At 43.2% G+C, this 12,939-nt stretch carries 10 protein-coding genes; 8 read left to right on the top strand and 2 right to left on the bottom strand.

Annotated elements, in window-relative coordinates; genetic code table 11:
* The first annotated feature begins 42 nt into the window (after nucleotides 1-42).
* From truA to purF, 6 genes are all read left to right on the top strand, one after another.
* The gene (gene truA / locus QF117_RS16460; RefSeq protein ID WP_282386882.1) at nucleotides 43-837 is read left to right on the top strand and encodes a tRNA pseudouridine(38-40) synthase TruA; all 795 of its coding nucleotides are present in this window, start codon (nucleotides 43-45) and stop codon (nucleotides 835-837) included.
* A gap of 173 nt (nucleotides 838-1,010) precedes the next feature.
* Complete coding sequence (gene accD / locus QF117_RS16455; RefSeq protein ID WP_282386880.1) at nucleotides 1,011-1,937, top strand: acetyl-CoA carboxylase, carboxyltransferase subunit beta; 927 nt, start codon at nucleotides 1,011-1,013, stop codon at nucleotides 1,935-1,937.
* 43 nt (nucleotides 1,938-1,980) lie between these two features.
* Nucleotides 1,981-3,246, top strand: a complete 1,266-nt coding sequence (gene folC / locus QF117_RS16450) for a bifunctional tetrahydrofolate synthase/dihydrofolate synthase (protein ID WP_282386879.1) — start codon at nucleotides 1,981-1,983, stop codon at nucleotides 3,244-3,246.
* On the top strand, nucleotides 3,247-3,798 hold the full coding sequence (locus QF117_RS16445) for an SPOR domain-containing protein (RefSeq protein WP_282386877.1): 552 nt from the start codon (nucleotides 3,247-3,249) through the stop codon (nucleotides 3,796-3,798).
* A 61-nt stretch (nucleotides 3,799-3,859) separates the two neighbouring features.
* Nucleotides 3,860-4,351 carry a CvpA family protein gene (locus tag QF117_RS16440; RefSeq protein WP_017038057.1) on the top strand — a complete coding sequence of 164 codons (492 nt, stop codon included), beginning with the start codon at nucleotides 3,860-3,862 and terminating at the stop codon, nucleotides 4,349-4,351.
* A 33-nt stretch (nucleotides 4,352-4,384) separates the two neighbouring features.
* Nucleotides 4,385-5,893: an amidophosphoribosyltransferase gene (gene purF / locus QF117_RS16435; protein WP_282386873.1), complete on the top strand. Its 1,509-nt coding sequence runs from the start codon at nucleotides 4,385-4,387 to the stop codon at nucleotides 5,891-5,893.
* 128 nt (nucleotides 5,894-6,021) lie between these two features.
* Here purF and znuB read toward each other — a convergent pair whose 3' ends face one another.
* Together znuB and znuC are read right to left on the bottom strand one after the other, a co-directional pair.
* The gene (gene znuB / locus QF117_RS16430) at nucleotides 6,022-6,810 is read right to left on the bottom strand and encodes a zinc ABC transporter permease subunit ZnuB (RefSeq protein WP_282386871.1); all 789 of its coding nucleotides are present in this window, start codon (nucleotides 6,808-6,810) and stop codon (nucleotides 6,022-6,024) included.
* Nucleotides 6,803-7,588, bottom strand: a complete 786-nt coding sequence (gene znuC, locus QF117_RS16425) for a zinc ABC transporter ATP-binding protein ZnuC (protein WP_282386869.1) — start codon at nucleotides 7,586-7,588, stop codon at nucleotides 6,803-6,805. The genes znuB and znuC overlap by 8 nt, the downstream gene beginning before the upstream one ends.
* Nucleotides 7,589-7,657: 69 nt before the next feature.
* Between znuC and znuA the strand changes: the two genes are divergently transcribed.
* A complete protein-coding gene (gene znuA, locus QF117_RS16420) occupies nucleotides 7,658-8,554 on the top strand; it encodes a zinc ABC transporter substrate-binding protein ZnuA (protein WP_282386868.1) in 897 nt (298 codons plus the stop codon).
* Nucleotides 8,555-8,842: 288 nt separating this feature from the next.
* Nucleotides 8,843-12,151: an AraC family transcriptional regulator gene (locus tag QF117_RS16415; protein ID WP_282386867.1), complete on the top strand. Its 3,309-nt coding sequence runs from the start codon at nucleotides 8,843-8,845 to the stop codon at nucleotides 12,149-12,151.
* The last annotated feature ends 788 nt before the right edge of the window (nucleotides 12,152-12,939 follow it).

The following is a 12,939-nucleotide window of genomic DNA, read 5'->3' as shown; positions in this document are numbered from 1 at the left end:
TTGATATTATAATCGCCGGCCGGATTTTAAGAGTAAATGAACATGAGAGTAGCACTGGGCATCGAATACGATGGCACTAATTATTATGGTTGGCAACGCCAGCGGGATGTCACGAGTGTTCAGGAAGAGCTAGAGAAATCCTTAAGTATCATCGCTAATCATCCTGTTGAAGTTCAGTGTGCAGGGCGTACCGATTCAGGAGTGCACGGCACAGGTCAAGTCGTTCACTTTGATACCGAATGTATGCGCAAGCCCGCTGCTTGGACGATGGGGGTAAACGCTAATCTCCCTAAAGATATTGCGGTTCGTTGGGCACATGTGGTTGATGAAGAGTTTCATGCTCGATTTACCGCGACGGCTCGCCGTTATCGTTATGTCATTTATAACCACGCCTTAAGACCTGGGATTCTTGCTTCTGGATTAAGCCATTATCACGGGGAGCTTGATGCCAATAAAATGCACCTTGCAGGTCAATACCTTATCGGTGAGAATGACTTCACGTCCTTTAGAGCGATCCATTGTCAATCTCGCAGCCCTTGGCGTAATATTATGCACTTGAATGTGACTCGTCATGGGCATTATGTTGTGATTGATATTAAGGCCAACGCGTTTGTCCATCATATGGTGAGAAACATTGCTGGCAGTCTGATTACCGTTGGTAAGGGGGAACAAGCCCCTCAATGGATAGATCAATTGCTCAAAGCCAAAGACAGAAAACTGGCCTCTGCTACGGCAAAAGCCGCAGGTTTATATTTGATAGATGTTGATTATCCCACGCACTATCAATTGCCTAGAGAGCCTTTAGGGCCGCTATTTTTGCCTAATGACCTGTCATAATGTTTAATTTTGGTCATTTTTTAACATTTTGCTCGTGAGATATCGATACAGGAAATAGGTACAACCAGTTTTTTGTCTACAGCTGGCATTTATTATGCTTTAATCCTTCACGCGTAAATCCCGAATTTGTATCTTGCGTAATTAGGCGTAAGACTAGATAGAAAAGGTCTTCCATGAGTTGGCTTGAAAAGATATTAGAAAAAAGCAACATAGGCAGTTCTCGTAAAGCGTCTATCCCTGAAGGGGTATGGACTAAGTGCTCTTCTTGTGAACAAGTACTTTATCATGCAGAACTAGAACGTAACCTTGAGGTGTGTCCTAAGTGTGGCCATCACATGAGAATGAAGGCGCGTCGTCGTCTTGAAACGTTTTTGGATGCTGATAACCGAGTTGAATTGGCGAATGAGCTCGAACCACAAGACAAGCTGAAATTCAAAGATTCAAAACGGTATAAAGATCGTATCTCTGCTGCCCAGAAAAACAGTGGTGAGAAAGATGCGTTGATCGTTATGCAAGGTGAGCTGTTAGGCATGCCATTGGTTGCTTGTGCCTTTGAATTCTCATTTATGGGCGGCTCGATGGGCTCTGTAGTGGGGGCTCGTTTTGTACGTGCTGTTGATGCGGCTATTGAAAATAACTGTGGTTTGGTTTGTTTTTCAGCCAGTGGCGGTGCTCGTATGCAAGAGGCATTGATGTCTCTAATGCAAATGGCAAAAACCAGTGCGGCGCTTGAGCGTTTATCTTCAAAAGGTTTACCGTTTATTTCAGTCATGACGGACCCAACAATGGGTGGTGTTTCTGCAAGCTTAGCTATGTTAGGTGACATCAATATTGGCGAACCTAAAGCCTTAATCGGTTTTGCTGGACGCCGGGTTATCGAACAAACAGTGCGTGAAGACCTACCTGAAGGCTTTCAACGCAGTGAGTTTTTGTTAGAGCACGGTGCTATTGATATGATTGTTGATCGCCGAGAAATGCGTCAACGTGTGGGTAGCCTAGTGGCTAAACTGACGAACCGTACGTCTCCATTGGTGGTTTCTGTTAACGATTCTCCAAACGAAGCAGCATATCAAGTACCAGAATCCGCTGAAAAAGGGTAAAGTAGCTACTAACAATAAACCACCGTTATTTGGTTATAGTTAGATGACTCAAAATCCAATTCCTCAAGCCACATCTCCCTTAACGGTGTGGCTTGATTATTTGTCCAACATTCATAGCTCTGCGATAGATTTAGGCCTTGACCGTGTTCAAGCGGTGGCTAAAACAGCAGAACTGACAAAACCTGCTCCAACAGTAATTACCGTGGCTGGAACCAATGGCAAAGGGTCAACCTGTGCATTGATGGAATCCATTCTTCTGGATGCCGGTTACAGCGTTGGTGTTTACAGCTCCCCTCATTTAATTCGCTACAATGAACGCGTACGCATTAACGGCGTTGATCTCAGTGATGAAAAGCACTGCTCGGCTTTCGATTTTATCGAGAAAGCGCGTGGTGAGACTAGCCTGAGTTTCTTTGAATATGGGACCTTGGCTGCGTTGCGTGCCTTTCAAACCGAACACGTGGATATCGTGTTGCTTGAAGTGGGGCTAGGTGGACGACTTGATGCGACTAATGTCGTGGATCACGATGTCTCTGTGATTACTAGCTTAGCTGTCGATCATGTCGATTGGCTTGGTGATGATATCAATGTCATTGGCTTTGAAAAAGCTGGGATTTACAGAACTAACCGTCCTGCTATTTGTGGTCAGCCTAAAGCGCCCGCGACCGTCGCCGCTCATGCCGACGATATTGGTGCTGATTTTTATCAAGTTGGCATTCAGTACACCTATCATAAAGAAACCGATAAGACCTGGGGCTGGAAAAGTGGCACATTTGAGTTAGATTCATTGCCCATTCCTCAACTGCCTTTACCCAATGCAGCAACGGCTTTGATGGCACTTGCCGCGGCGAACCTTGAACTGACAGATATCAACATTGTTAATGGATTGAAGTCGGCACAGCTTCCTGGGCGTATGCAGGTTATCTCCACCGATCCAACGATCGTGCTCGATGTCGCGCACAATCCACATTCGGCTAAATACTTAGTGGCATCACTTCAAGAGCAGTATCCAAATAAGAGCATACACGCTGTCGTGGCAATGCTTCATGACAAAGACATTGAATCGACGCTAGACGAGTTAACCTCAGTTGTGACTTATTGGTATCCAGCTTCTCTTCACGGCCCTAGAGCGGCTTCTGTCGAAGAATTAAGTATTCATTTGCCGAGTTACCAAGGGAAGTACTCTAACCCCGTAGAGGCATTTAATGGCGCATTGACACAGGCGAACCAGCAAGATGTCATTATCGTCGTTGGATCATTTCATACGGTTGGTGAAGTCTTAGAGCATTGGCGAGATAAAGGAGAATAAATGGCCAGTAAATTCCATAGCCGCTTAGTCGGTACGGTTATCTTAGTTGCAGTGGGAATTATCGTACTGCCAGACCTACTCGATGGTAAAAAGGAGCACTATAAAGATGAAATCGCGAGTATTCCTATAAAGCCAGAGCTTGAAAGTGAGATGGAAGTGTTTGAGCTTCTCGATCCAGTTGAAGATCAGATTGTGTTACCTGAGTCGCCTGTAGAACTCACCGTCGGCGATACAACAAATGATGGCGAAGTCGCAGACACAAGCCAACCGTTACCCACGAAGGTAAACTCTGTAGATGAAAAAAATGACTATGTAGACAGTGCGTGGATTATTCAGTTAATGGCATTGAAAAATGCAGATAACGCAGAAACTTTAGTCAAAGATTTACAGAAAAGAGGCTATCAGGCGCATACAAAGAACGAGAATGGTTTCACCCGTGTCATTATTGGCCCTGATGTGTCAAAAAGTAAACTTGAGCAACAGCTGGTTGAACTAAAGAAAATTACCGGTTCAAATGGTCGATTGCTTAAATTTAAACCACTAAATCCATAAGAAAACGTTTGCGTCAGCATTTTTTCTGTTAAAATGCGCGCCAACTTAAGATGCAGAAAACATGAATTGGTTAGATATTGTCATTTTAGGGGTGATCGGGCTATCCGCTTTGATCAGTTTAGTTCGAGGTTTTGCTAAAGAAGCTTTGTCGTTGGTTATTTGGTGTGGCGCATTCTTTATTGCCAGCCAGTATTACGCAAAATTGGCGGTTTATTTCACCAATATTGAAGATGACATGTTTCGCAATGGAACCGCGATTGCAGTGCTGTTTATCGCTACGCTCATTGTTGGAGCATTAGTGAATTACGTTATCGCTCAGCTTGTCGAAAAGACAGGGCTATCGGGGACCGATCGAATCTTAGGGATTGTTTTCGGAGCGTTAAGAGGGGTACTGATCGTCTCGGCAGCACTGTTTTTTATGGATGCTTTCACAGCACTTCCAAGTTCTGAGTGGTGGAAAAGTTCGCAATTGGTACCTGAGTTTAGCCGTATCATCGCGCCATTTTTCGAGCACTTACAAGCAACATCAACTTTTTTATCTGGCGCACTGTAGCGCCAGCAATTGTCGATAATCGAGGGTTAGGCCATGTGTGGTATTGTTGGAATCGTGGGCGCAACGCCTGTAAACCAGTCTATTTATGATGCATTGACTGTGTTGCAGCATCGTGGCCAAGATGCTGCGGGTATTTGTACCATAGAAAGCAATCGTTTCCGTCTGCGTAAGGCAAACGGTTTAGTGAAAGACGTCTTTGAAGCAAAACACATGCAACGCCTACAAGGTGATGTGGGTATCGGTCATGTACGTTATCCTACAGCAGGCAGTTCTAGTGCGTCTGAAGCGCAGCCATTTTATGTTAACTCTCCATTTGGTATCACTTTAGCTCATAACGGTAACTTAACTAACGCTCACAAAATTCGTGAAAAATTAGCAGAGAAAGATCGCCGTCATATCAACACCACGTCAGATTCGGAAGTGCTGCTAAATGTGTTAGCACATGAAATTGATATGGTTAAAGGGAATGTCACATCTGAAGATGTCTTTCGTGCTGTGACTAACGTGCATCGCACTATTCGTGGCGCATACGCTGTTGTCGCCATGATTATTGGCCACGGTATGATTGCATTTAGAGATCCAAACGGGATTCGCCCATTATGTTTAGGTAAGCGTGAAATCAATGGTCGCACCGAATATATGGTCGCATCAGAATCTGTCGCTTTAGATGCGGTTGGCTTTGATTTTGTACGTGATGTGGCACCAGGCGAAGCGCTTTACGCAACGTTTGATGGGCAGTTGTTTACACAGCAATGTGCAGACAACCCGGTTTTAAACCCTTGCTTATTTGAGTATGTCTACTTTTCTCGACCAGATTCATTTATCGACAAAATTTCCGTTTACAGTGCTCGTGTTGAAATGGGTAGAAAACTGGGTGAACGTATTAAAGATGAATATGGCCATCTTGATATTGATGTGGTTATCCCAATCCCAGAGACATCGTGTGACATCGCATTGCAAATTGCCCAAGCGATTGACATTCCATACCGTCAAGGCTTCGTTAAGAACCGCTACGTAGGTCGAACGTTTATCATGCCGGGTCAGCAGCAGCGTAAAAAATCAGTTCGCCGTAAGCTCAACGCAATTCGCTCTGAATTCAAGGATAAGAACGTACTGCTAGTAGACGATTCGATAGTTCGTGGGACAACCTCAGAACAGATCATTGAAATGGCGAGAGATTCAGGCGCGAAGAAGGTGTTCATGGTTTCCGCGGCACCAGAAATTCGTTTCCCTAACGTGTATGGGATTGATATGCCAAGTGCGAACGAGCTGATTGCGCATGGCCGTGACAACGATGCGATCTGTAAACAGATTGGCGCGGATGAACTGATATTCCAAACGATTGACGACCTTGTTGAAGCCGTTGGCCTTGGCAATACAGACATTGCACGTTTTGAGGCGTCGGTATTCAGTGGTGAATACGTCACGGGTGATATTAATCAAGAATATCTAGAGTACGTAGAATCGTTACGTGGCGATGATGCTAAAGCTGAATCTGAGGCCGAGCTAGTTAATCTTGATTTACACAATGAAGGGGCGTAACGAAAAGAGATTATTCTTTATCGTTGTCTAAAATTGAGACTAAAAAGGCTTCCAGTTGGAAGCCTTTTTGTTAAGCGTCTATAGTCGATAAATTGACGGCAACAAACGCTTGTTGAATACAGCTTGAATTAGCTCCTAGGCGCTTTTACAAACTGGCTTAGCATAAACATACAAGTCGCACTGATGACAACCGATGGCCCTGCAGGGGTGTCAAAGTGCCAGGACAAATACAACCCGCCACAGACAGAAAGAGCACCAATAATCGAAGCGAAAATGGCCATCTGTTCAGGGGTTTGAGCCAGTTTTCGAGCGGTCGCTGCCGGGATAATTAACAGTGACGTCATGATCAGTGCACCGACAAATTTCATTCCTACGGCGATAACCAGCCCAACCATGAGCATGAGGATCAGTCGCATTAAGTCGATGTTGATCCCGTCGACAGCCGCTAAATCTTCATTGATTGTCGCAGAAAGCAATGGTCGCCAGAAAATGAACAGTGTTATGGCTACGACCGCCACACCTGCGTAGATTATAACTAAATCAGCAGGAGCGACAGCCAGTAAATCTCCGAACAAATAGCTCATTAAATCGATACGAACAGAATCTAAAAAACTGACGGCGATTAAGCCTAGAGAGAGGGAACTGTGCGCTAGAATGCCGAGTAACGTGTCAGTTGCAACCAATTTTTGCTTTTGCAGAGTCACAAGAATCAATGCTAAACCTAGACAACAAACAAGCAACGCTAAGTAGAGATTAATGTTCAATAGAAAGCCAAGTGCTAAGCCCATTAAAGAAGCATGGGCTAAAGTATCGCCAAAATAGGCCATCTTTCTCCAAACAACAAAAGATCCCAGCGGTCCAGCGATCAGTGCAATACCGAGTCCCGCCAAAAGTGAAGGAAGGAGAAAATCAATCATGAGTGTGTCCGTGGTTATGGTTGGCGCATTCTGTGGCATTACCGGTTACAGGGTTACCGGATAAATCATGGTGGTGATGATCATGCTGATGATGGTAGATAGCGAGCGATTCACGACCACTGTGGCCAAATAGCGCGATGTAGCTTGGGTGTTGCGTGATGTCTTGTGGCGATCCTGAGCAGCATATGTGGTGGTGTAAGCAGATCACGTCATCGGTCTTTGCCATCACTAGGTGAAGATCGTGAGACACCATAAAAACAGCGCAGCTAAACCGATGGCGAATATCATCAATAAGATTGTAAAGGTCAATCTGTCCCTGTATATCAACGCCTTGTGCTGGCTCATCAAGGACCAATACGTCTGGTCTTTGTAGTAAAGCTCTTGCTATTAATACACGTTGATTTTCGCCACCTGATAATTGATGCATGTTGTTACTAATAAGGTGCTCAGCTTTGACCAATTTTAATGCGTCGAGAATTTCTTGCGCACTGTAGCGCCCAGCCAATTGCAAAAAGCGTTTTACATTCAGGGGGAGCGCATCGTTCAGTCTTAGCTTTTGAGGAACATAGCCTATTTTGCATGAAGCCCCACGTTTCACGATTCCAGAGTCAACCTTTTGGAGGCCTAGTAAAACCTTAACTAAGGTCGACTTTCCGGCTCCGTTAGGCCCGATGAGCGTGGTTATTTTTTTTCGTTCAAGTGTTAAGTTAACATTGTCTAAGACGCGCTTATTGTTAAACGTTACGCAGATATTGTTTAACTCAATCAAGGGGGGCATAAATAGAACTCATTTGCAATTAGCTATTGTTATAATGTAACATCCATTCCCTTCATATTCTACAGAACGATGACTGGCACGCAAATGAGATTTCGTTTATTAATTGCTTCAATCCTATTTTTTAATATTAACTCTGCTTGGGCAATGAACCTACTGACGAGCATTAAGCCGATTCAAATGATCGCCACTGAAATAACGCTCAACGCCGGTGATGCCGATGTATTGCTAGCAAACAACACGTCCCCTCATGATTATGCATTGCGTCCTTCTGACATACGACGTATCCGTAGCGCCGATCTTGTGGTTTGGTATGGGAACGATTTAGAACCCTTCTTAACCGGTGTTTTGTCGAATCAAAACAACGTACTTACATTAAGTGACATTCCTCATCTTGCCTTGCGAGAGTACCAAGGAGATCACGACCATGGTCAACATGATGGTCATGATCATGGTGACCATGATCCTCATTTTTGGTTAGGTTACGAGCCTACATTACAGGTCGCAAAGGCCCTAGCTGATCGCTTATCTTTACTAGAGCCGAGCAACCGTGAGCAGTACCAACAAAACTATCAGATGTTTGAATTGCGGTTAAAAAAAGAAAAAGCGCTGATTGAAGATAAGCTAAAACCAGTTAAGAAAAATGGCTACTATGTCTTCCATGACGCTTATGGATATTTTGAATCCGATTATCAATTGAACCACTTGGGTTACTTTACCGTTAGCCCGGATAGGAAGCCAGGTGCAAAAAGCCTAATAGCGATTAAGAAAACTTTACAGGAAAATCAAGCCAAGTGCGTATTTTCAGAGCCACAATTTACCCCAGCAATTGTAGAGTCTGTAACCCGAGGTAGTAATGTAGGGCTAGGAGAGCTTGATCCTATTGGTTCAGAGATTACTGTTCAGGCCGATAGCTACTTTGTGTTTATTCATTCTCTGGCCGACAGCTTTGTCGAGTGCCTTAAATAAACCCACGATCGACCAGCGATACATTTAAAACTACAAACAAAACGTTTTTTTGCGGTATTGTCAGCTGAATATCTGCAGGGGTTCATATACACTGCAAAATTAGCGCCGCAAAAAAACACTCACCTAAAAGCACAAGCAACGTTCGCTTAACTTTAATGTGTGACTATTATTCTTTCATGGCGTAGCAATACACGGACTTTGATGCTGAAAGGGTATAGTTTGCTATTTCGTTTTTGTTTATTCATTCTCTTCTCTTCGTTACCAAGATTAGCGGTAGCGATAGACAGTATGCCTTCAATTTTTTACCCTTTGTCGACCCAGGCAGAAGGGCGTGTTATTGCTGCAAAAGAACTCTTCCTCAGCGAGCAAGGTGGCATCTGGATCCATGATGTTCATGGGCGTGTTGTTTTTTACGATGGTGACAATACCCTACCAAGTAGCGGTTCCGCATTAGACTTCATCTCGGAGCAATTGGTTTATTTAGACCAGTCTTTTTGGTCATTTGCCGATAATGAAATTTATCGTTCAAAACCTAATCACCAAAGAGAGCTAGTACTTAGCTTAACCCCCGGTACAAACATACGATCTATCGGTTCATCTAAACGTTATATCTGGGTGGCCGATGATAGTAATTTCTATACATATCATATTGATACTGGCGACTTCAATACCTACTCTTTGATGCAACTTTACCAATCAAGCGATGCCAGTCGGGTTGATATCAATGATGCTCAATTCATTTTTTCTAAATGGGTGTTAGCGACAAATTCTGGCGTGTTTTTATCCGATGAGTCTGAGCTTGTTCATGTTGCCTCTTCTGGCAAGCACTACATAGAAACATTGTACTTCTCAGCATCAAGGCGAGAATTAGTAGTTGGATCAATAAGAGGGGCGCTTGTTATCGACATTACTCAGCCACAAGCGCCGCCAAAATTTATAAGTGAACATCATGTTCTTTCTATCGCCGAAACAAAGAATGAATATTGGATTGGAACAGAAGTAGGATTATTTGTTTATTCTTTCGCTACCGGTGAAACCAAACAGCTAGAAGGTGGGGTGAGCGCTAAATACGATCTTACTGGAAATAAAATTTATTCTCTTATCAATGACACGCGTCAGGGGATTTGGATCGCGACTGAACAAGGTATTCGTTACTTTTCACTCTACAGTGAAAAGTTTCGCCGAATTCCGACGCACATGTTGACCTATAACAGTGGTGGGGAATCACTCAAGAAAATTGTCAAAAATGAAAATCGAGAAGGCCATTGGTTGGTCTCAGATAAAGCATTATACCTTGTGGCGTTGCAAGACAAACCTTCCACAACATTAATCTATGATCAAAGTGAAGTGTTCGATTTAGCTCAATACGGCGATATGTTGTTGGTAGCAACACGATCAGGCATTGTTTGTATTGACATCAATACAGGCAATGTCATCGCGGATGATGGATTACCCAATAGTATAAAATCCAAAACGATAGAGCAGATAGAGTTAGATTCAAAAGGCAACTTATGGGGAGTCAAAGGATCGAACCTATGGTCTTATAACTTGAATACCAGTCATTTTAAAGATCACGGTGATCTATGGATGGTAAGTCGATTTAAACCAGCCAGCGTGACGCTGCTGAGAGCAACAGAATTGTCCGGATTATTTATCGGTACGGATCATGGCCTCTACCAATTAAAAAATGGTGAGGTTCGCTTTTATAAAGACAGTAGTCAATACGGTCATGTTGTTGCCATCAAGGAAGTAGATACGGCTATCTGGGTTGCTTCTACTTACGGTGTATTTAGAGTTGAGGACAAAAAAGAACACATCTTCCCCATTTCTATGGTGGAACAAAATATCAGCCCTAAATGCCTTATTCAGAACCAGGGTGGAATCTGGTTAACCTCCACCGCTGGTTTGTCATTCTATGACAGTGATGGAGAGCTGAGCAAACATATAGGTGCGCCATTTGGCGTGTTAAACAATGAATTTGTTTCTAGTCTATGTGACCCCAGTAACAACGGTGTTAATGATCTATTGCTGGGCACAACAACAGGTCTAATTCTAGTCAGTGAAACAGCACTGCTTAACGATCCTTTGCCGACTGGCCAGCTCCTGTTTAGTCAGATAAGCGTGAATCAAGAACCGATAAGTTTAGGCGTTAAGCTGTCGGAGCGTTTTACCATTAATTACGGTGATTCTGTCGGATTTTTAATGGGTGTTGTCCCACGAAGTAATATCGATAGTCTTTATTATCGTATGGATGACGAGAAGGAGTGGTTCAAACTAGAAGGACGCCAACTTTCCTTTGATCATTTAATGCCTGGTTCACATACATTGCATCTCAAAGTTGCGTCCTCTATTCGCGGTGACAGTGAGTTTACGTCGCAAGAGTTTGTTGTCTTAGAGCCCTGGTATCTTAGTGCTTGGGCCATTGTCGCTGGCGTTTTGATGACAATGATTTTTGTTGGTCTAGTGTCGCTTTGGCGATCTCGTCTGATGTCAGCATCAAATAAAATGCTAAAAGCAAAAGTCTCTCTAAAAACCAACCAATTACGCCATCAAAGTCGCATTTTGCTCACGAATAACAAGCAACTGAGGAAGCAGTTGGAAGTTAGGCATCTAATTTACAATCAAGTGATCACTTCAGTACAGGACAACTTGAATAGTCTAGCGCGTAACAATCGAAGAGAGAGAGGACTATCCTCTCAAGAAATCATCAGATTGGTTTCTAAGGAGTTGGAAATTCTTCGTGATGCAAAAAGTAATGGCAGCGGTACTAAGCAGATATTCGATTTATTTCTAGTGACCTCTACGGTTTTATCCGGCTGGCAGTCAGAATTGACAAAGTCAGGCATCTGTATCGAGTTTAACAGTGCAGAGGAAAGCGTTTGGGTTGAGCTTAGCAACTTCAATTTAGATGTCGTGATCAATACATTGCTTGATAGTGTTTTAGAGCGGTGTTTTAAAAATCAAAACATCCAGATTGAGGTGAGTAGTGCTGATGGTATCGCTGCCTTGAAAATGATCGACAGCGGTCGGGCGTTTCCCGACCTAGAAGGGTATGAACAAGTCACTTCTATGGATCTAAGTGTACACAACCTACCTACGCTTGTTGCCGAAAGTGGAGGCAAGCTTGCGTATTTTATTTCTGAAGAGCGTAATTTGATAGAAATTTTTTGGCCCGTCGCTGAAACCAATGCAGTACCTGACCATAATGACGCTGAAGAAAGCGAATCAAATGAACGTGAAGGGGTGAGCAATGCCGATCAAAATTGGATGTATAAAATAGAGAGCTTGGTAGGCAAACACTATGAAAATGCCGATTTTGGTACAGCCGCCGCCGCCGCACTGCTTTTCATCTCAGAACGCAGCCTCCAAAGACGCTTTAAAGCAAACTATGGCAAAACCTTTAAAGAGTACCTTAATGAATACCGCCTAGAAAAAGCGGCCAAAAGACTATTAGCCGGCGATAAAGTGTCTGACGTCGCTTTTGATTGTGGCTATAACGATGCTTCATACTTTAGCCAACGATTTAAGCATCACTTCGGTGTTTCACCAACACAGTTCATCGAGGGCAACGAGCTGCCTCAGAATAATAAATCATAGTCAAAGATAGCGACGTATCAATGGTAACAAATCCCAACTCTGGACGAGAAAAGTATAATCAGGTACTTTTCTCCGCTAGGTGGGTATGTCATAAACACTCTTCATAAGCCACGCCTAAAACTTCAGTCACTCTATTCATTCTTATTTTCAAGTCCATATCTATCTATTCATATCTATCGCCAATAAATGGCAACAATGAAGGCGAATAGACTCGAACAAAGAACAAAGAACAAAGAACAAAGACGGTCAGTAGCCGTTATCTTATTGGTTTTATTTTAATCGGTTTGGTGTGTATCGAGGTGATGAGGTTAAGCTAGAAGTAGAGACTTGACGTGTACAAAGAAAAAAAATGTCGTGGCATAGCCGGGGGACTATACCACGGGTGTCAATGACACCTTCGCTTGCTGCCGGAGTGGTATGGTAGGAACCACACCACCTCTGGAATTTGTTTAGAGGAAAACCCTCTCGACGTGAATAACTATAAATTAGACCACTTATTTCACGTATAAAATTAACGACAATGTAATGTAAGAAAACCGACATGCTAGTGGGATTTTATAAGCAACTGTTTTTGTTAACTTAATTTAATCATGAGAGCTCATGTAAAAAAACAGATGACATTGATTGAGAGGTGAAGTTAACAAATTGACGTTTTTGACGTAGCGATAACTTACGAAATTGACATCACCATTACTGGAAAGTTTGATTTCACACAATATCTTCAAGGTCAGTTACCTCTACAATCGCCACTGTTAATAATAATCCTTCTCATTACCATTGATATGGCG

Source organism: Vibrio sp. YMD68, assembly GCF_029958905.1.
In the GTDB taxonomy this organism is placed as follows: domain Bacteria; phylum Pseudomonadota; class Gammaproteobacteria; order Enterobacterales; family Vibrionaceae; genus Vibrio.
Note: the sequence above shows the minus strand (reverse complement) of the source record. Positions and strands in the feature narration are given on the sequence as shown.